The organism is Pantoea dispersa (genome assembly GCF_019890955.1).
Lineage (GTDB): Bacteria > Pseudomonadota > Gammaproteobacteria > Enterobacterales > Enterobacteriaceae > Pantoea > Pantoea dispersa.
On record NZ_CP082346.1, the window covers coordinates 2,107,077 to 2,125,800 of the forward strand.

At 58.0% G+C, this 18,724-nt stretch carries 17 protein-coding genes; 11 read left to right on the forward strand and 6 right to left on the reverse strand.

The window, feature by feature from the left end:
- Nucleotides 1-37: 37 nt before the first annotated feature.
- Nucleotides 38-1,378 carry a 2-oxoadipate dioxygenase/decarboxylase HglS gene (gene hglS / locus K7H94_RS09730; RefSeq protein ID WP_222950963.1) on the reverse strand — a complete coding sequence of 447 codons (1,341 nt, stop codon included), beginning with the start codon at nucleotides 1,376-1,378 and terminating at the stop codon, nucleotides 38-40.
- Between the two features lie 88 nt (nucleotides 1,379-1,466).
- Entirely contained in the window at nucleotides 1,467-2,801 is a 1,335-nt protein-coding gene (locus K7H94_RS09735; protein ID WP_222950964.1) for an MFS transporter, read from the reverse strand.
- 323 nt (nucleotides 2,802-3,124) lie between these two features.
- Between K7H94_RS09735 and K7H94_RS09740 the strand changes: the two genes are divergently transcribed.
- Complete coding sequence (locus K7H94_RS09740) at nucleotides 3,125-4,045, forward strand: LysR substrate-binding domain-containing protein (RefSeq protein WP_021506104.1); 921 nt, start codon at nucleotides 3,125-3,127, stop codon at nucleotides 4,043-4,045.
- On the opposite strand, the gene smrA is transcribed toward K7H94_RS09740, so the two are convergent.
- On the reverse strand, nucleotides 4,042-4,608 hold the full coding sequence (gene smrA, locus K7H94_RS09745) for a DNA endonuclease SmrA (protein WP_222950965.1): 567 nt from the start codon (nucleotides 4,606-4,608) through the stop codon (nucleotides 4,042-4,044). The genes K7H94_RS09740 and smrA overlap by 4 nt on opposite strands.
- A 297-nt stretch (nucleotides 4,609-4,905) precedes the next feature.
- Here smrA and K7H94_RS09750 point away from each other — a divergent pair, with 297 nt between their 5' ends.
- Together K7H94_RS09750 and uspE are read left to right on the forward strand one after the other, a co-directional pair.
- Nucleotides 4,906-5,658: an FNR family transcription factor gene (locus tag K7H94_RS09750; protein WP_031279133.1), complete on the forward strand. Its 753-nt coding sequence runs from the start codon at nucleotides 4,906-4,908 to the stop codon at nucleotides 5,656-5,658.
- A 119-nt stretch (nucleotides 5,659-5,777) separates the two neighbouring features.
- On the forward strand, nucleotides 5,778-6,734 hold the full coding sequence (gene uspE / locus K7H94_RS09755) for a universal stress protein UspE (protein WP_058758505.1): 957 nt from the start codon (nucleotides 5,778-5,780) through the stop codon (nucleotides 6,732-6,734).
- A gap of 76 nt (nucleotides 6,735-6,810) precedes the next feature.
- Here uspE and pntB read toward each other — a convergent pair whose 3' ends face one another.
- Nucleotides 6,811-8,199, reverse strand: a complete 1,389-nt coding sequence (gene pntB, locus K7H94_RS09760) for a Re/Si-specific NAD(P)(+) transhydrogenase subunit beta (RefSeq protein WP_104186706.1) — start codon at nucleotides 8,197-8,199, stop codon at nucleotides 6,811-6,813.
- 11 nt (nucleotides 8,200-8,210) lie between these two features.
- Nucleotides 8,211-9,743, reverse strand: coding sequence for a Re/Si-specific NAD(P)(+) transhydrogenase subunit alpha (gene pntA, locus K7H94_RS09765; RefSeq protein WP_222950966.1), 1,533 nt, complete (start codon nucleotides 9,741-9,743; stop codon nucleotides 8,211-8,213).
- Between the two features lie 538 nt (nucleotides 9,744-10,281).
- On the opposite strand from pntA, the gene ydgH reads away from it, so the two are divergent.
- Both ydgH and K7H94_RS09775 read left to right on the forward strand, forming a co-directional pair.
- Nucleotides 10,282-11,238, forward strand: a complete 957-nt coding sequence (gene ydgH / locus K7H94_RS09770) for a DUF1471 family protein YdgH (protein ID WP_021506110.1) — start codon at nucleotides 10,282-10,284, stop codon at nucleotides 11,236-11,238.
- 206 nt (nucleotides 11,239-11,444) lie between these two features.
- Nucleotides 11,445-12,836: a basic amino acid/polyamine antiporter gene (locus tag K7H94_RS09775; protein WP_021506111.1), complete on the forward strand. Its 1,392-nt coding sequence runs from the start codon at nucleotides 11,445-11,447 to the stop codon at nucleotides 12,834-12,836.
- On the opposite strand, the gene K7H94_RS09780 is transcribed toward K7H94_RS09775, so the two are convergent.
- The gene (locus K7H94_RS09780; RefSeq protein ID WP_021506112.1) at nucleotides 12,837-13,250 is read right to left on the reverse strand and encodes a hypothetical protein; all 414 of its coding nucleotides are present in this window, start codon (nucleotides 13,248-13,250) and stop codon (nucleotides 12,837-12,839) included.
- Between the two features lie 175 nt (nucleotides 13,251-13,425).
- Between K7H94_RS09780 and rstA the strand changes: the two genes are divergently transcribed.
- The 6 genes from rstA (at nucleotide 13,426) to K7H94_RS09805 (ending at nucleotide 18,723) form a co-directional block, all read left to right on the forward strand.
- A complete protein-coding gene (rstA, locus tag K7H94_RS09785) occupies nucleotides 13,426-14,148 on the forward strand; it encodes a two-component system response regulator RstA (RefSeq protein WP_021506113.1) in 723 nt (240 codons plus the stop codon).
- Entirely contained in the window at nucleotides 14,148-15,458 is a 1,311-nt protein-coding gene (gene rstB / locus K7H94_RS09790; RefSeq protein WP_021506114.1) for a two-component system sensor histidine kinase RstB, read from the forward strand. The genes rstA and rstB overlap by 1 nt, the downstream gene beginning before the upstream one ends.
- A gap of 12 nt (nucleotides 15,459-15,470) precedes the next feature.
- Complete coding sequence (locus tag K7H94_RS09795) at nucleotides 15,471-16,958, forward strand: carboxypeptidase M32 (protein WP_058774718.1); 1,488 nt, start codon at nucleotides 15,471-15,473, stop codon at nucleotides 16,956-16,958.
- Between the two features lie 203 nt (nucleotides 16,959-17,161).
- Nucleotides 17,162-17,638, forward strand: coding sequence for an acid resistance repetitive basic protein Asr (asr, locus tag K7H94_RS09800; protein ID WP_071813568.1), 477 nt, complete (start codon nucleotides 17,162-17,164; stop codon nucleotides 17,636-17,638).
- Between the two features lie 81 nt (nucleotides 17,639-17,719).
- Entirely contained in the window at nucleotides 17,720-17,800 is an 81-nt protein-coding gene (ydgU, locus tag K7H94_RS23355) for a small membrane protein YdgU (RefSeq protein ID WP_021506117.1), read from the forward strand.
- Nucleotides 17,801-17,916: 116 nt separating this feature from the next.
- Nucleotides 17,917-18,723 carry a trypsin-like serine peptidase gene (locus K7H94_RS09805; protein ID WP_021506118.1) on the forward strand — a complete coding sequence of 269 codons (807 nt, stop codon included), beginning with the start codon at nucleotides 17,917-17,919 and terminating at the stop codon, nucleotides 18,721-18,723.
- The last annotated feature ends 1 nt before the right edge of the window (nucleotide 18,724 follow it).

The following is an 18,724-nucleotide window of genomic DNA, read 5'->3' on the forward strand; positions in this document are numbered from 1 at the left end:
AGTGATCCTGTCACTTTTCAGGCCGCTTTTTTACGCCCTATTCCTGCACGCCGCAGCGCGCCAGACTGCGCTGTTGCGTCTGCTGATACAGCACCATCTCATCCTGCACGGCGGCACCGAGCGCGGCTTCAAAATCGGCACGACTGGCATTCCCGGCGCTGCGGGCCTGAGTCTGGTTGCCCAGATTCGACTGGAAGATGCCGGCCGCGCTCACCGGCAGAAAATCTTCGTAGACAATCGGTTCCGCCTGTAAACGTCCGGCGGCCAGCAGCTGCGCCACGGTTTCCCCGGCGCGCGGCGGCTGATGCTCACCCTGCGGCGTCAGACGGTAGCGGAACCACGCCAGCTCCTGCTCGCGCAGCGTCTGTTCATCATCAGGAAAATCACGAAACACCGCGCTGAGGTGCTGCTGATGCTGCTGGTTATCGCTGCCGGTACCGGCCTGCGCCAGCAGCCGGTCGTACAGCGCGCGGCCTTTAGCCGTGAGCGCCGCGCCGCGCTGCTCAATTTCACCGAAGCGCGCGGTATGCGTGCCAGGCGTGCCATCATTAAAATGCACCGCCTCTTCCAGCGCTTTGAAGCTGGTCTGGCGCAGCAGAATCGGCACCGCGCGCGGCGGCGGCCCCTCAATCAGGATTTTCGGTTCGATGCCGCGCGAAGGCATCAGCGCCTGCACGCGATCGATGTCCAGCGTGCGTGGCGTCAGGTGATTGATGTGGCAGCCGCGGAAGCACACGACGTCGGCAATCAGGCGATGCTGCTGGCTCAGCGCGCGGTAGGTGGCGCTGTCCACCGTGGTGTGCGCATGCCAGCGAAAGGTTTCCAGCGCCTCCTGAACGAAGCGGGCGGCATCGGCAGCATTGAGACCGCCCTGCTGCTGATGCTGCGCGATCAGTGCCCGGCAGCCTGGCGTGAAGATGTCGCGCGCCGCCAGGATAGCCGCGGCTTTGTCGCGCAGTGCGGCATCATCGATCAGCTCCAGCCGCAGCAGCGAGGTGAAAACGCGGAAGGGATTGCGCCGCAGCGCGCTGTCGCTGACCGGGCGAAAGGCAGTAGAGTGCACCGGCACGCCCGCCTGTGACAGATCGTAATAGCCCACCGGCTCCATCCCCATCACGGCAAACATCTGCCGCAGCGTGCTGAGCTCTGCGGCAGTGCCAACGCGAATGGCACCGTGACGCTCCACGCCGAGCCGGCTCAGCTCATCGGCGGCGGCCAGACGGTTTTTCAGCGCCGGCTGCGCTTCTAAGGTGCGTTCGTTAACGGCGGTAACCAGCTGCGTCAGGGTGCCATATTGCGGCACCTCCTGCTGGTACATGGCCGACATGGCCTGAGAAAACAGCGTGCGGATGGCATCGCGGGTGAGAAAGTTATCCATGGTCATCACCTTGGGCTAAAGGGTTGCTGCTACTGTAGATCAACCCTTTAGCGGCGGGTAACATTTTCGCGGAACTGTGATCGCCCTGTCACTCGGTGGCGCGCGGCCGGTCACCAAAGCGGCATTTCAGTACCAGCATCAGCGTGGTCAGCGTCGCCGGCAGCGCCAGCAGCAGAAAGATCTGGCTAAACGCCCAGCCGAGGGACAGCAGCTCAGCGCCGACGAAGGCGCTGATGATTGCGCCGATGCGGCCAACGCCGTGCATCCAGCTGGAGCCGGTCGCGCGGGCATGGGTGGGATAGTAACTGGCCGAGAGTGCATTCATGCCGGTGTTGGCACCGTTAAAACAGAAGCCGCTGCAGAAGGCGATGGCGCTCATCAACCCGACCTGCGCCGGGGAAAACCCGAGCGCCACGATGGCGATGCCGCCGCAAAAGTAAATGATGGCCAGCGCCAGATTGGCGTTGATGCGGTCCATCAGCCAGCCGGCAAACAGTGAGCCAACGGTGCCGCCCGCCTGATACATGGCAGTGACAATAGCCGCTTCGGTGACAGACATGCCCAGCGTGTTAATCAGCGATGGCAGCCAGCTGCCAATCAGGTAGACCAGAAACAGCCCCATGAAGTAACCGCCCCACAGCATCAGGCTGCCAAACAGATAGCGGGGTGAGACGACGGTGGCCACTGCACCGTGGCGCGCGGCCAGCGGTTCACTGCTTTGAAAATGGCTGTCAGGCCGGACGCTGCCCGGCAGCATGCGCGCCAGAATGGCGTGAATGCGCGCAGCAGGCGCGCGCTGGCTGATGAGAAAGCGCACTGACTCCGGCAGGCCGCGCAGCAGAAACGGCAGCACCAGCAGCGGCAGCACGCCGCCCATCAGCATCACCGAATGCCAGTCATAGCGCGGCAGCAGCCACGAGGCGGCAAAACCGCCGGAGGCCGCGCCAAAGGTGAAGCCGCAGAACACCACGGTGATAATAAACGAGCGACGCCGCTCGGGCGCGTATTCAGCCACCAGCGTGCCGACGTTGGGCATCGCCGCTCCCAGTCCCAGACCGGTAAGGAAGCGGAACAGCATCATCTGTTCGATGTTTTGCGCCATGGCGGTCGCCAGCGTCCAGAGGCCAAAAAACAGCACGCTGAGCAGAATCATCACGCGGCGGCCGTAGCGATCGGCCAGCGGTCCAGCCACCATAGCACCCAGCGCCAGGCCAATCAGCGCCGCGCTGATCACCATCCCCAACTGATGATTGGTCACGCCCCAGCTGGCTTTCAGCGTCGGCGCGATAAAGCCCATCAGCGCGATATCCATGCCATCCAGCGCCACCACGACAAAGCACAGCGCAATCAAACGCTTCTGCCAGCTGCTTAACGCGCTCTGGTTAATGAGCTGGCGGACGTCAATGGCTTCAGCGCTGGTCACGGTACCACTCCTGCAGGATTATCACGAATAGGTCATCAGTTTTGGTAAAAAAAACGGCGCTTATGATAGCGCATCGTTAACAATAACGGGCAGGATTTTTAAGTGAAATTGAGAATTATTCAACATTTTACCCACTAAGCGACTGATAATGTTGAGTACTGAAACGCGCCTGGATACCCGGTTATTTATAAAGCCAACCAATACAGCCACTTACTAAAACTTCTCACGCCGACCGTTTTTGTTAATATAATTTTGCAGGTAAGTTAACAGAATCTTAGTCAGCCACTTGCCGCTGACCGCTCTGACTCATTACGCTGGCGTTTATGGACAAAAATCATCTCTTTAATCAGCGCATTCGTCTGCGCCATTTACACACCTTTGTGGCAGTCGCGCAACAGGGCACGCTGGGCCGCGCGGCGGAAACCCTCAATCTGAGTCAGCCGGCGCTGTCTAAAACGCTGAATGAGCTGGAGGAACTGGCGGGCGCACGTCTGTTTGAGCGCGGTCGCCTTGGTGCCCAGCTGACGACGCTGGGTGAACAGTTCCTGACCCACGCGGTGAAAGTACTGGATGCGCTTAACCACGCCGGACAAAGTTTCAACTCGCCGGTTTCCGGACGCCCGATCGTCATCCGTCTCGGCGCCCTCACCACTGCCGCCATGGGGATGCTGCCGCAAATTCTGGATCGCTTCCATGAACAGCAGCCGAACACCACGGTACAGGTGGCCACGCTGCACAATAATGTGCTGCTGGCTGGCCTGCGCGCCGGGGAGTTTGATATTGGCATTGGCCGTATGGCGGACAGCGAAATGATGACCGGCCTGACCTACGAATTGCTTTTTCTCGAATCGCTCAAGCTGGTGGTGCGACCGGAGCACCCGCTCTTAAGTGACAACGTCACGCTCTCCCGCGCCATGCAGTGGCCGGTGGTGATTTCGCCTGAAGGCACCGCGCCGCGGCGTATTGCCCAGCACATGCTGGATGAACAAGGCTGCTCGTTGCCGGGCAACTGTGTCGAAACCTCGTCCACCTCGCTGGCCCGCCAGCTGGCGCTGCGTTATGACTATGTGTGGTTTGTACCATCCGGCGCGGTGAAGGAAGATTTAAGCCACAATGCGCTCAGCGCACTGCCAATCGCATCGCCCGGCCCCGGCGAGCCGGTGGGCATTATTACCCGCAGTGGCCACTCGCTCTCGCTAAGCGCGGAAGTGCTGATGGCCACCATCCGCAAATTTCACAGTTAACGGCTGCGTTTGGCGTGGCGTTCGCGATTGTCGAGGCGCGCGCGATCGGTTTTGCGCAGCCCGACATAGACTGCACCGCTGCCGCCGTGTTGCGGTTGCGCGCTACAGAAGGTCTGAACGTCGTCAAATTGCCGCAGCCAGCGTGCCACGTAGCTGCGGACAATATTGGCGTGCGCTTCATCATCCCGCCCTTTGCCATGAATAATCAGCAGATTGCGCAGGCCCTGTTTGCGCGCTTCCAGCATAAAGCTAAACAGCGATTGCCGGCAGGTCTCCACCGGCTGGCGTAACAGATTAAGACTGGCGTCCAGCGTGTATTTGCCCAGCCGTAGCTTGTCGAGCACGCCCTGCTGAATGCCATCGGCTTTATATTCCAGCGGCGTGTCGCGCGGGATAATCTCAAGGAAGCCGCGCGTCAGGAAGTTTTCCGGTGCGTCGTCATGCGGCTGCTGGCGCGGCGCTCTAGTAGACGGCGCGCGCAGCCACTGGGTGTTGGCGCAATCTTTTAACGGGGTTACATCACCCATGGCATCGCGGAAAAGGTCTTCATCATCAAGGTTCATGGTGTTTTCCTCACGCCTGGTGGTGAATCGGGCGCAACATGCCACCCGAAAGCAAAATAGTAGCAAAGGTTATCCGCTATCACATCCGTCACTTTCTGCGCAGGATCAGGTTGTGTCCGGATGTAAATATGGAAAGAAAACGTTCCAGATCAAAAACCGGCTGGTAATTTGCAGACATCAAAGCCGCGAATACCCAGCATTTGTGCGGTTTTGATCATTATTACTGCTCGGATGAGTTCACATGACAAAGAAAAATGTTAAAATTGACGACAGTCAATAATCATCGAGCGTACCTATATGATCCCGGAAAAACGCAGCATTCGACGTATTCAGTCTGGCGGTTGTGCCATCCACTGTCAGGATTGCAGTATCAGCCAGTTGTGTATTCCCTTCACGCTGAACGAACATGAACTGGATCAGCTTGACAATATTATTGAACGCAAAAAGCCGATTCAGAAAGGCCAGACGCTGTTCAAAGCCGGTGATGAACTGAAATCCCTTTATGCCATCCGCTCCGGCACCATTAAAAGTTACACCATTACCGAACAGGGTGATGAACAGATCACCGGTTTCCATCTGGCGGGCGATCTGGTGGGCTTTGACGCCATCGTCAGCGCGCATCATCCGAGCTTCGCTCAGGCGCTGGAAACGGCCATGGTATGTGAAATTCCGTTTGAAACCCTCGACGATCTGTCCGGTAAAATGCCGGCGCTGCGTCAGCAGATGATGCGTCTGATGAGCGGCGAGATCAAAGGCGATCAGGATATGATCCTGCTGTTATCGAAGAAGAACGCGGAAGAGCGTCTGGCGGCGTTTATCTGGAACCTGTCGCGTCGCTTCGGCCAGCGCGGTTTCTCACAGCGTGAATTCCGCCTGACCATGACGCGCGGTGACATCGGTAACTATCTGGGACTCACCGTTGAAACCATCAGCCGTCTGCTGGGACGTTTCCAGAAAAGCGGCATGCTGGCGGTGAAAGGCAAATATATCACCATCGAAAACCATGCGCTGCTGGCTGAACTGGCCGGCCAGACCGATCAGGCAGCGTAACCGCCTGCCGGGTCGATAAATGTTATTTTATTGATCCGGCAACAACTTTTCCGCTTCTGCCCTGCGCCATCTTAGGCTATCTTTAATCCAACTTCGCTTTGGTTTGAGGAGAGTGCCTTATGTCCCGGTATCAGCATATTCTGGTGGCGATTGATGCTCAGCAGGACGACCAGCCGGCGCTGCGGCGTGCGGTGTATCTCAATCAACGTATCGGCGGAAAAATCAAAGCCTTCCTGCCTATCTACGACTTCTCCTACGAAATGACCACCCTGCTGTCGCCCGACGAGCGCGTCAACATGCGCAAAGGGGTGATTAGCCAGCGTACCGAATGGATCCGCGAACAGGCGCAGGCCTATCTGGAAGCCGGCGTGGATATCGAGATCAAAGTGGTGTGGCATAACCGGCCGTACGAAGCCATCATTCAGGAAGTGCTGGCGCATCAGCATGATTTGGTCCTGAAGATGGCGCACCAGCACGATCGTCTGGAAGCAGTGATTTTCACCCCCACCGACTGGCACCTGCTGCGTAAGTGCCCGTGCCCGGTATGGATGGTCAAAGACCAGCCGTGGCCGGAAGGCGGCAAAGCGGTGGTGGCGGTAAATCTTGCCAGCGAGGAACCGCATCATGATGAGCTTAATCAAAAACTGATCCGCGAGACCACACGACTGGCCGAAATGGTGAATCACACCGAGGTGCATCTGGTGGGCGCTTATCCTGTCACGCCGATTAACATTGCTATCGAACTGCCGGATTTTGATCCCAGCGTCTATAACGATGCGATTCGCGGCCAGCACCTGGTGGCGATGAAAGCGCTGCGCCAGAAATTCTCCATCGGCGAGGAGTTCACTCACGTGGCGAAGGGCCTGCCGGAAGAAGTCATCCCGGATATCGCGTCGCATCTCGACGCCGGGATTGTGGTGCTGGGCACCATCGGTCGTACCGGTCTGTCAGCTGCGTTTCTCGGCAATACCGCTGAACAGGTGATCGATCACCTGCGCTGTGATTTGCTGGCGATCAAGCCGGATGATTTTAAATCGCCGATTGACCTCGACGATGAGGAAGATGAAGAGGATTAAATAACGCAGGGCGGCCATCCTGCGCCGCCCCGGTTTGAGCTTGTCAGGGCGGTGACATCACCGCCCTTTTCGTTTCCTACAGCGCGCGCAGAATGCCTTCGACGCTGGCTTTGGCATCGCCAAACAGCATCTGGGTGTTCTCTTTAAAGAACAGCGGGTTCTGCACCCCGGCATAGCCGGTGTTCATCGAGCGTTTGAACACGATGACGTTTTGCGCTTTCCACACTTCCAGCACCGGCATACCGGCAATCGGGCTGCGCGGATCGTCCTGGGCCGCCGGGTTCACGGTGTCGTTGGCACCGATAACCAGCACGGTGTCGGTATCGCTGAAATCATCGTTGATTTCATCCATCTCCAGCACCACATCGTACGGCACTTTGGCTTCCGCCAGCAGCACGTTCATGTGCCCCGGCAAACGACCGGCGACCGGGTGGATACCGAAACGCACCTTTATACCGCGCGCGCGCAGCTTCTCGGTGATCTCTGCCACCGGATACTGCGCCTGGGCGACCGCCATACCGTAGCCCGGCGTGATGATCACTGAGGTCGAGTTTTTCAGCAGTTCTGCCGTCTCTTCCGCGTTGATTTCACGGTGTTCGCCCGCTTCTTCGCCCGCATCCGCACCGCTCACGTCAGTGCCGAACCCGCCAGCAATCACGCTGATAAAGGAACGGTTCATCGCTTTACACATAATGTACGACAGGATGGCACCGGAAGAGCCCACCAGCGCACCGGTGACGATCAGCAGGTCGTTGCTCAGCATAAAGCCCGCCGCCGCCGCCGCCCAGCCCGAATAGGAGTTGAGCATCGAGACCACTACCGGCATATCCGCACCGCCAATCGACGCCACCAGATGCCAGCCGAACACCAGCGCAATCACCGTCATCAGCAGCAGCGCAACGACCTGTGCAGCGGTGCTGTCGGTACGCACAAACCATAGCATCAGCAGGAATGAGACCACCAGCGCCGCCAGATTCATTTTATGGCGATGCGGCAGCATCAGCGCTTTTGAGGAGATCTTGCCGCGCAGTTTGCCAAACGCCACCACCGAACCGGTGAAGGTCACCGCGCCGATAAAGATGCCGAGGAACACTTCGGTCAGATGGATATTTTCCATCACCGCCGACAGTCCCGGCGCGTGGTCAAGGTAGCTGTTGAACCCAACCAGCACCGCTGCCAGACCGACAAAGCTGTGCAAAATCGCCACCAGCTCCGGCATTTCGGTCATTTCGACTTTCTTCGCCAGACGCACGCCAATCGCACCGCCGATCACCATCGCCAGCAGAATCCACGCCACGTGGCCGCTGTGCGGACCAAAAATGGTGGCCAGCAGCGCCAGCGCCATGCCGCTGATACCAAAAATATTGCCCTGCTTTGAGGTCTCATGCTTCGAGAGCCCGGCCAGGCTGAAAATAAACAGAATTGCGGCAACAATGTATGCTGCAGTCACTAATCCGCCAGACATGTTGTTACCCCTTAATTCTTACGAAACATTTTCAGCATGCGCTGGGTGACGGTGAAACCACCGAAGATATTGATGCTGGCAATCAGGACGGCGATAAACGCCAGGACGGTGACCCAGCCGCCATGGCCCATCTGCAGCACCGCGCCCACCACAATAATGCCGGAGATGGCGTTGGTGACGGACATTAACGGCGTATGCAGCGCGTGACTGACGTTCCACACCACGTAATACCCGACGACGCAGGCAAGCGCGAACACGGTAAAGTGCGACAGGAATTCAGCTGGCGCGACGTTGGCCAGGCAGCCGAACAGCACTACCGCCAGCGCCAGCAGCAGATATTTGCGCCACGGCGCAGCGGGCTTCTCTGCCGCTTTCACCTGCGGCTGTGCGGCAGGTTTTGCGGCCTGTGGCGCAGCAGAGACCTGAATCGGTGGCGCAGGCCAGGTCACTTCTCCGTCACGAATTACCGTGACGCCGCGCACCACGACATCGTCAAAATCAACCACGATCTCGCCGTTTTTCTCTTTACACAGCAGCTTCAGCAGGTTCACCAGGTTAGTGCCGTACAGCTGCGAGGACTGCGTTGGCAGCCGGCTCGGCAGATCGGTGTAGCCGATGATTTTGACGCCGTTGTCGCTCAGCGTGACGCGGTCGGCGACGGTCAGATCGCAGTTACCGCCGGTGGCTGCCGCGAGATCAACAATCACGCTGCCCGGCTTCATGCTGGCCACCATCTCTGCGGTGATCAGCTTCGGTGCCGGCTTGCCCGGGATCAGCGCGGTGGTGACGATAATGTCCACTTCCTGCGCCTGCGCCGCGAACAGCGCCATCTCCGCCTTGATAAAGGCTTCGGACATCACTTTGGCGTAACCGTCGCCGCTGCCCGCTTCCTCTTCGAAGTCGAGCTCAAGGAACTCGGCGCCCATACTCTGCACCTGCTCCTTCACTTCCGGACGGGTATCGAAGGCGCGCACGATGGCACCGAGGCTGCCCGCCGCGCCAATCGCCGCCAGACCGGCCACGCCAGCCCCGATGACCATCACTTTTGCCGGCGGCACTTTACCGGCGGCGGTGATTTGCCCGGTGAAGAAGCGGCCAAACTCATGGGCTGCTTCGACAATGGCACGATAACCGGCGATGTTCGCCATCGAGCTGAGCGCATCCAGCGACTGCGCGCGTGAAATACGCGGTACGGAATCCATCGCCATTACGGTGATGTTGCGTGCGGCTAATTTCTCCAGCAGCGCCGGGTTCTGTGCTGGCCAGATAAAGCTCACCAGCGTACTGCCCGCGCGCGTCAGGGCGATCTCGCTGTCGTCTGGCGCGTTCACCTTCAGCACGATGTCGGACTGCCAGACATCCTGCGGATGACTGATGCTGGCACCGGCGGCGATAAAACTGTCATCATCAAAGCTGGCGCGCAACCCGGCGCCCTGCTCAACGGTGACGCTGAATCCCAGCTTGATGAGCTGCTCAACGGTCTTTGGCGTCGCTGCGACGCGGGACTCATTGGCTAACCGCTCTTTGGGTATCCCAATTAACATACTGTTTCCTTTCCATGATTAAAGGATGAGGTTCTGTAAGGGGCACATGCTTAAAAGCCGAAACGCTGTTTCAGCTTTTTATGAGCGAAATGCACTATGTAACAAAGTCTTTATAACCTACTGAAAATGCCCAGGACGGTCTAGCACCATAACGCACACTTATGACATTCACACAGATATTCAGATGCCAGCGATGAATACCACGGTATGCGACCAGGTTTGCGGCATTATGGAAAATAATCTGCTGTGCCTAATCGTGTCATGACGAATTAACTGTTTTTAAAAACCTATATTTAACAACGCGTTAACTATTCTGGTACTAAGCGATACCGGTTAAAGCGGTAAGCTGGCCAAAAAAAAGCCATAACAGCGAAAGATGACAGGCCGATGAATAAAATGCTGGGATTGTCAATGTTATGCGCATAAATTGGCTGAGACAGGCCGATTATTACATGCAATAATCAGCGGCTAATCTGTTATACATCAAGAGTCCAGCACGTTTTCGTACTCAATTTGCGTAAGGCGAAGGATCATTTTTATGAAGCTGAAGAACACCATTCTGGCGTCGACCCTGTTATCACTGCTGGCAGCCAATGCGTTTGCTGCCAAAGAGTTAACGCCAGAACAAGCGGCCGCGTTAAAACCATTCGAACGTATCAATATTAGCGGCCGTTTTAATGCAATTGGCGATGCAACAGACGCCGTGTCTAAAGCCGCCGACGCCAAAGGCGCGGACTCTTTCTACGTGCAGGGCATCAACGACAGCAACGGTAACGGTGGCAACTGGCGCGTTACCGCCGATCTGTACAAAGCCAATGCAGCGAAAGTGGAACAAAGCACGCAATACCGGATGTTCAACGGCGTGAAAGAGCTGCCTAAGGCCGAAGCGTATCGCCTTGAGCCGTTTGACACCGTCTCCGTCAGCGGCTTCTTCTCCAGCCAGCCGGACGTGAACGAAGCCATCGCCAAAGCGGCGAAAAACAAAGGCGCGGCCTCCTTCTTTATTGTGCGTCAGGTGGATGCTAACAACGGTGGCAACCAGTACGTGACCGCCTACGTGTATAAAGCCGATGCTAAAGCGCGCGTGGTGCAGGATACATCTGACTCCATTCCGGCTGATTCAGAAGCCGGTAAAGCAGCCCTGGCTGCGGGCGGCGCAGCGGCGAAGAAAGTGGCAATCCCTGGCGTTGCTTCCTCAGATACGCCAAGCACCAGCGTGGGTCGTTTCTTTGAAACCCAAAGCTCTACCGGTCAGCGTTATACGGTGACGCAGCCGGATGGCCGCAGCGTGCAGGAAGTCAATGCGATCACGGCCGCACAGATGCAGCCGTTTGACACCATCTCCTTCTCCGATCACTTCGGCACGCCAACCGAGATCTCAGAAGCCGTGGGCAAACGCGCCATCGCCAAAGGCGCGAAGTATTATCACATTACGCGCCAGTGGCAGAACCAGAGCGGTGGCAACCTGACCGTCACCGCTGACCTGTTTAAATAATCCCCGCGCAGGGCGGCGCCCGTCGCCCTGCCGTTTGCATAATTCGTAGTCAGATCTGCATAGTCTTGCATTGCCTTCACCGTTCGCTCTCCGTAAAATCTGCCGCCTGTTTTCAGGGTATTCCGTTTTAAACGGGACTGATTGCCACGTTACACTCTGGCTGAATAACTACTACCCAGCACACTCTGCTGCTCAGGAATGGCGTTTTGGATAAAAAATTAGGTCTTAGCGCGCTCACTGCGCTGGTGCTCAGCTCGATGCTCGGCGCGGGCGTCTTCAGCCTGCCACAAAATATGGCGGCGGTTGCCGGTCCGGCGGCGCTGCTGATCGGCTGGCTGATCACCGGTGTCGGTATCCTCTTTCTGTCGCTGGCCATGTTGCTGCTGACGCGCCTGCGGCCGGAACTGGATGGCGGCATCTTCACCTACGCGCGCGCCGGCTTCGGCGAGCTGACCGGCTTCTGCTCGGCATGGGGCTACTGGCTGTGCGCGGTGATTGCCAACGTCTCGTATCTGGTAATTGTGTTTTCAGCGCTGAGCTTCTTTACCGATACGCCGGATCGCATCGTGTTTGGCGATGGCAACACCTGGCAGGCGATGCTTGGCGCTTCCGTGCTGCTGTGGCTGGTGCACTGGCTGGTGCTGCGCGGTGTACAGACCGCGGCCAGCATCAACCTGCTGGCGACGCTGGGCAAACTGGTGCCGCTGCTGCTGTTCGTGGTGCTGGCGCTGCTGGCGTTTAATTACGATCGCTTCCGTTTTGACTTTGACGGCGCAGCGCTCGGCCAGCCGCTGTGGCAGCAGGTTAAACAGACCATGCTGATCACCCTGTGGGTATTTATTGGCGTGGAAGGCGCAGTGGTGGTCTCTGCCCGCGCGCGCCACAAGAAAGATGTCGGGCGCGCCACGCTGCTGGCGGTGCTGGCCGCGCTGCTGGTCTACCTGCTGGTGACGTTGCTGTCGCTTGGCGTGGTGCCGCGTGCGGAACTGGCGCAAATGCGCAATCCGTCGATGGCCGGTCTGATGGAACGGCTGCTCGGTCACTGGGGCGATGCGGTGATTGCGGTTGGCCTGATTATCTCGGTGTGCGGGGCCTATCTCAGCTGGACCATTATGGCGGCGGAAGTCCCGTTCCTCGCCGCGCAGCAGGGTGCGTTTCCGCGCAGCATTGCCCGGCAGAACCGCCATAACGCGCCGGCGGCGTCACTGTGGCTGACTAACGGCAGCGTGCAGGTGTGCCTGATTCTGATTGCGGTTACCGGCGCGGATTACAACACGCTGCTGACTATCGCCTCAGAAATGATCCTCGTGCCCTATTTGCTGGTCGGTCTGTATCTGGTCAAAGTGGTACGTGGTCAGCACAAACCGCTGGCCCTGTTGACCGGTCTCGGTGCCAGCGCCTATGGGCTGTGGCTGCTGTACGCCTCGGGGCCGCTGCATCTGCTGTTGTCGGTGGTGCTTTACGCGCCGGGCCTGCTGCTGTTCCTGTATGCACGACGCGGTGGCCGCGGCGATCAACCACTGTTTGCGCTGGAGCGCATCGCCATCGTGCTGTTGATTGCCGCCTCACTGCCCGCGCTGTGGCAGCTGACGCGCTAATCAGTGCGGTTGTAAGGGAATAGAAACGCACAGCAGATCATTCTGCTGTGTCAGATTGAGTGGCTTGCGGTATTCCAGATGGATGGCGTCAAGCTGCTCAGCGGACAGCGGATAAGGCAGCTGAATATCGAAGCGGCTGATGTGCTGCTGTTCGGCCAGGGTAATCAGTCGGGCAATGTTAATTTCGTCGCTGACCTGGGTTGAAATGATTTGTAATGCTAATTCTTTCAGATGGTCGTCGCTGGCCTGTAAACTGTGCCCGGACTTGCGCGTCACCATGCCAAAAATTGGCATCACGCCGTAAATGGCATCGACAAAGCTCCAGCGTTTTTTGCAGGAAGCGGAAAGGAAGTCACTGTAGTTGAAGCAGATGCGATCACTGTATCCGGCTGAAGCCAGCTCTTTATCAGACACCCTCGCACTCCTCCTGTTTTCAGTACGATTCCGAACCTTGCGCCAGAACGCGCCGGTAATAATGGCACATTTCACGGTGTACATACCAGTAAGACAAGGATAATTCGTGCGGTAGCGTAGAGCTCAGGACCAGGAAAAGCTATGCTGCTGACATTCTCAGCCATGACAGAGCATTATGAACAAAATTGTCTATGTGGAAGATGAGCCGGAAGTCGGCGAACTGATTGCGGCTTATCTTGGCCGCCACGATATTGAGGTGCTGGTTGAGACGCGCGGCGATCGCGCGGAAGCGACCATTCTTGCCGCCGATCCGGATCTGGTATTACTGGATATCATGCTGCCGGGCAAAGATGGCATGACGCTGTGCCGCGATTTGCGTGCGCACTGGCAGGGACCGATTGTGCTGCTGACCTCGCTCGACAGCGACATGAACCACATTCTGGCGCTGGAGATGGGCGCCAATGACTATATTCTGAAAACCACGCCACCGGCGGTGCTGCTGGCGCGTCTGCGGCTGCATCTGCGCCAGGCGCACGTGGCCAAACCGGAAGCCGCACCCGCCGTGCAGAGCTCGCAAAAGGTGCTGCGGTTCGGTTCGCTCACCATTGATGCGCTCAACCGCCAGGTGATCCTGTTCGACGAACCGATCACCCTTTCGACCGCCGATTTTGATCTGCTGTGGGAGCTGGCGAGCCACGCCGGAGAAATTCTCGACCGTGACGCGTTGCTGAAAACCCTGCGCGGCGTGAGCTATGACGGCATGGATCGCAGCATCGACGTCGCCATTTCACGCCTGCGCAAGAAACTGTACGACAGCGCCACCGAGCCGTTCCGCATCAAAACCATCCGTAACAAAGGCTATCTGTTCGCGCCGCAGGCCTGGGATACCCGCTCCTGATGAGAAAGCTCTTCATTCAGTTCTATCTGCTGCTGTTCGTCTGCTTCCTGGTGATGACGCTGCTGGTGGGTCTGGTGTACAAATTCACCGCCGAGCGCGCCGGACGCCAGTCGATGAACGACCTGATGGCCAGCTCGCTGTTTCTGATGCGCAGCGAACTGCGTGAGATCCCGCCGCGCGACTGGAACAAAACCATCCGCAATCTCGATCTCGATTTATCCTTTGAGCTGCACATCGAACCGATGAGCAAGTATCAGCTGGACGAGGCCGACATGAAGCGGCTGCGCGCCGGTGAAATCGTCGCCCTCGACGATCAGTACACCTTCCTGCAGCACATCCCGCGCAGCCACTATGTGCTGTCGGTCGGACCGATTCCTTACCTGTTTTATCTGCACCAGATGCGCATCCTTGATATCGCCCTGCTGGCGTTTATTGGTATGTCGCTGGCGCTGCCGGTGTTCATCTGGCTGCGCCCGCACTGGCAGGAGATGCAGCGGCTGGAGAAAGCGGCTCAGCGCTTTGGTCGCGGCGAGCTTGACGTGCGCACCCATTTTGAAAATACTTCCAGCCTGCACAGCCTTGGCGTGGCGTTCAACCAGATGGCGGACAACATCAATACGCTGGTGGCGAGTAAAAAACAGCTGATTGATGGTATCGCGCACGAGCTGCGCACGCCGCTGGTCCGGCTGCGCTACCGGCTGGAGATGAGTGAAAACCTCAGTGCGGCAGAGTCGGCGGCGCTGAACCGTGACGTCGGCCAACTGGAGAGCCTGATTGAGGAGCTGCTGACCTATGCGCGCCTCGACCGGCCGCGCGTTGACCTCAATCTGCAATCTTTCGATCTGGCCCAATGGCTGCGCGTGCACATCGCTGACGTGCAGACCATGAATCCGCAAACGCACATTACGCTGGATATTCCGCAGCTGGAAAACATTGGCGCGGCAGATACGCGCCTGATGGAGCGCGTGCTGGATAACCTCGTTAATAACGCCCTGCGCTATGCGCAGCAGCGGCTGCGCGTCAGCCTGTGGTTTGACGGCGCCATCGGCAATCTGCAGGTTGAAGATGATGGTCCGGGCATTCCGCCGGATGAACGCCAGCGGGTATTCGAGCCTTTCGTACGGCTCGATCCCAGCCGCGATCGCGCCACCGGCGGCTGCGGCCTCGGTCTGGCGATTGTGCACTCTATTGCGCAGGCGCTGCAGGGCCAGGTCTCGATTGAGAGCAGTCCGCTGGGCGGCGCCTGCGTGCGCTTCTGCTGGCCGGTTGATCTCCCCCTGCGCGACGTGACGCCGCGCTTACCTTCATAAGGAGCTTGTTACATGACTGCAGCTTATCAGGAACTTAGCCGCACTTTTCAGCGCCTGGCGCGTTTTGGCCATCTGGGCGCGATTGCCGGCGTGGATATGCAAACCACCATGCCGCCGGGCGGTAGCCAGGCGCGTGGAGAAGCGATGGCAGAGCTGAGCGTATTTATGCACGAGCTGCTGACCGACAAGCGCCTCGGCGGGCTGTTTGACGCCGCCGCGCAGGAGTCGCTGAACGATGTGGAGCAGGCCAACCTGGGCGAAATGCAGCGCGCGTGGCGCCAGGCAACGCTGCTGCCGGCCTCGCTGGTGGAAGCCAAATCGCTGGCTGGCTCGCGCTGTGAACACGCGTGGCGCAGTCAGCGTCCGGCCAACGACTGGCAGGGCTTCAGCGCTAACCTGAAAGAAGTGGTGAAGCTGAGCCGCGAAGAGGCACAACTGCGCGCCGATGCGCTCGGCGTATCACGCTACGATGCGCTGCTGGATGTGTTTGAGCCAGGCATGACCAGCGCGCAGCTCGACAGCACCTTTGGCGATCTGAAAAGCTGGCTGCCGGACCTGCTGCAAAAAGCGGTAGCCCGCCAGCAGGCAACACCGATTGCCCAGCCGGTCGGCCCCTTCGCCATTGAATCGCAGAAGCAGCTCGGACTGAGCGTGATGGCGACGTTAGGGTTTGATTTTAATCACGGCCGGCTGGACGTGAGCGCGCACCCGTTCTGCGGCGGCGTACCGGAAGATGTGCGTATCACCACACGCTACAACGAAAACGATTTTCTCAGCGCGCTGATGGGCGTGATCCACGAAACCGGCCATGCGCGCTATGAGCAGAATCTGCCACAGCAGTGGCGCGGACAGCCGGTGGCGCTGGCGCGCTCAACCGCGATGCATGAATCGCAGAGCCTGTTTATGGAGATGCAGCTGGGTCGCAGTCACGCCTTCCTGCAGCATATTCATCCCCAGGTGGTGGCGCTGATGGGCGACCAGCCGGCGCTGGAGCGCAACAACTTTATTCGGCTGACCCAGCGCGTGAAACCGGGCTTTATTCGCGTCGATGCCGATGAGCTGAGCTATCCGGCCCATGTGATTTTACGTTACGAAATCGAGCGGGCGCTGATTGAAGGCGAGATTGAAGTCGAGGATATTCCGGCGTTGTGGGATGAAAAAATGCAGCAGTCGCTGGGGATCGATACGCGCGGCAACTACCGCGACGGCTGTATGCAGGATATTCACTGGACCGACGGCGCCTTCGGCTACTTCCCGACCTACACGCTGGGCGCGATGTACGCCGCTCAGCTGTTCCAGGCGGTAAAACGCGCCATTCCGCAGGTGGACGAATTGATTCAGCAGGGCGAACTGCAACCGGTGTTTGACTGGCTGCAGCAGAACATCTGGCAGCACGGCAGCCGCTTCCCGACGCAGCAGCTGCTGATCAATGCCACTGGCGAAGCGCTCAATCCACACTATTTCCGTCAGCATCTGGAACAGCGTTATCTCTCTGCCTGATCCGTGCGGCGGCCTGCCCGGCCGCCGTTTTTTGCGCGGAGAGTGGTCCGCAACGATTCCCGCCCTGCCCGGTTTTCCTGCTTTGTACAATCCGTTACACGCCGATACCATTCCCTCACTGAAGGCGCGAATTGTTTTACATATAGTGCATTCACCGGCCCCGCAGTGGGCTACACATGAAAAAATAGTTCGAGGGTTTTGCAATGAAAAAATTATTTGCGCTGGTGATCGCCGCTGCTATGGGTCTGTCTTCTGTAGCCTTCGCTGCTGAGACAACAACTGCTGCTCCTGCTGCTGCTGCAACTACCGCTGCACCGGCTAAGCATAAAGCTGTTCACCACAAAAAAGCCGCTGCTCAGAAAGCGCAGGCTGCCAAAAAGCACAAAAAAGTAGAGAAGAAAGCACCAGCCGCTCAGAAAGCGCAGGCGGCTAAAAAGCACCACAAGAAAGCCACCAAACCAGCTGCTCAGAAAGCCCAGGCCGCTAAAAAGCACCACAAGAAAGCCACCAAGCCAGCGGCTCAGAAAGCCCAGGCTGCTAAAAAACACCACAAAGCCACCAAGCCAGCTGCACAGAAAGCTCAGGCGGCTAAAAAGCACCACAAAAAAGTAACCAAACCAGCTGCTCAGAAAGCTCAGGCTGCTAAAAAGCACCACAAAGCGAAAAAAGCTGCTAAATAAGGTTGCCTTGCGCGCCAACACCGCATTAATGATTGAAAACACCCGGTTCTGCCGGGTGTTTATTTACTGGAGTAGCGAAAAATGGTGCGTCGCTATCGCTTCGAAATTATCCTGATTGTCATGATTCTGTGCGGCATTATTGCGGCCAGCTTTTTTATCTAGTCGTTGTAGCGTGCTGATTACTCCAATATTTCTCCCTTTTTTACCGCTCACCGACTATAGTTATCGCTCAAGCGTGATGACCATAACCTCTATTTATTCTCGCCATTGAGAGAACTATGCGCCTGGCTATCCTGTTATTTGTAGGTCTTTTTAGCTTTAACCTCACAGCACATGCCGATGATGAAGACGGCCCCAGCCCGGAAGAGATTAAGACCCTGTTCTTCGGCAAAGATCATCGTAAAGCCATTACCGACGTCAGTGCGGCGCCGTGGGATGCCATTGGTCAGTTAGAGACGGAAAGCGGCAATCTGTGCAGTGCCACGTTGATTTCGGCCCATCTGGCGCTGACGGCCGGACACTGCTTACTGACGCCCCCGGGCAAATTCGACAAGCCGGTCGCGCTGCGCTTTATGGCGGGAGCCAAAGGCTGGCGTTACGAAATTCATGATATTGACGCGCGCGTGGAGCCTTCGCTGGCGCGGCGTCTGCAGGCGGATGGTGAAGGCTGGATCGTGCCGCCAGACGCGGCACCTTACGATTACGGCCTGGTGATTCTGCACAATCCGCCGTCCGGTATCGTGCCGATTCCGTTGTTTGACGGTTCGCGCAGCGATTTAACCGCTGCGCTGAAAACCACCGACCGCAAAGTGACACAGGCCGGTTATCCCGCTGACCATCTGGATACACTCTACTCGCACAGCGATTGCCTGATCACCGGCTGGGCGCAGCGTGCCGTGCTGTCGCACCAGTGCGACACCCTGCCCGGCGACAGCGGTTCACCGCTGCTGCTGAAGCGCGACGGCGAGTGGCAGCTGATTGCGGTACAGAGCTCGGCACCGGCACCGGCCGATCGCTATCGCGCCGATAACCGCGCCATTGCCGTTACATCCTTTAAAGACAAGCTGGAAGCGCTGGCGCAATAGG

Bases quoted from the DNA above. Each gene is read 5' to 3' on its own strand.
- ydgU (WP_021506117.1), top strand. From the start codon at position 17,720: ATGGTGCGTCGCTATCGCTTCGAAATTATCCTGATTGTCATGATTCTG.
- K7H94_RS09750 (WP_031279133.1), top strand. From the start codon at position 4,906: ATGATCCCGGAAAAACGCAGCATTCGACGTATTCAGTCTGGCGGTTGT.
- smrA (WP_222950965.1), bottom strand. From the start codon at position 4,608: ATGAACCTTGATGATGAAGACCTTTTCCGCGATGCCATGGGTGATGTA.
- pntB (WP_104186706.1), bottom strand. From the start codon at position 8,199: ATGTCTGGCGGATTAGTGACTGCAGCATACATTGTTGCCGCAATTCTG.
- uspE (WP_058758505.1), top strand. From the start codon at position 5,778: ATGTCCCGGTATCAGCATATTCTGGTGGCGATTGATGCTCAGCAGGAC.
- K7H94_RS09805 (WP_021506118.1), top strand. From the start codon at position 17,917: ATGCGCCTGGCTATCCTGTTATTTGTAGGTCTTTTTAGCTTTAACCTC.
- ydgH (WP_021506110.1), top strand. From the start codon at position 10,282: ATGAAGCTGAAGAACACCATTCTGGCGTCGACCCTGTTATCACTGCTG.
- hglS (WP_222950963.1), bottom strand. From the start codon at position 1,378: ATGGATAACTTTCTCACCCGCGATGCCATCCGCACGCTGTTTTCTCAG.
- rstB (WP_021506114.1), top strand. From the start codon at position 14,148: ATGAGAAAGCTCTTCATTCAGTTCTATCTGCTGCTGTTCGTCTGCTTC.
- pntA (WP_222950966.1), bottom strand. From the start codon at position 9,743: ATGTTAATTGGGATACCCAAAGAGCGGTTAGCCAATGAGTCCCGCGTC.
- asr (WP_071813568.1), top strand. From the start codon at position 17,162: ATGAAAAAATTATTTGCGCTGGTGATCGCCGCTGCTATGGGTCTGTCT.
- rstA (WP_021506113.1), top strand. From the start codon at position 13,426: ATGAACAAAATTGTCTATGTGGAAGATGAGCCGGAAGTCGGCGAACTG.
- K7H94_RS09740 (WP_021506104.1), top strand. From the start codon at position 3,125: ATGGACAAAAATCATCTCTTTAATCAGCGCATTCGTCTGCGCCATTTA.
- K7H94_RS09795 (WP_058774718.1), top strand. From the start codon at position 15,471: ATGACTGCAGCTTATCAGGAACTTAGCCGCACTTTTCAGCGCCTGGCG.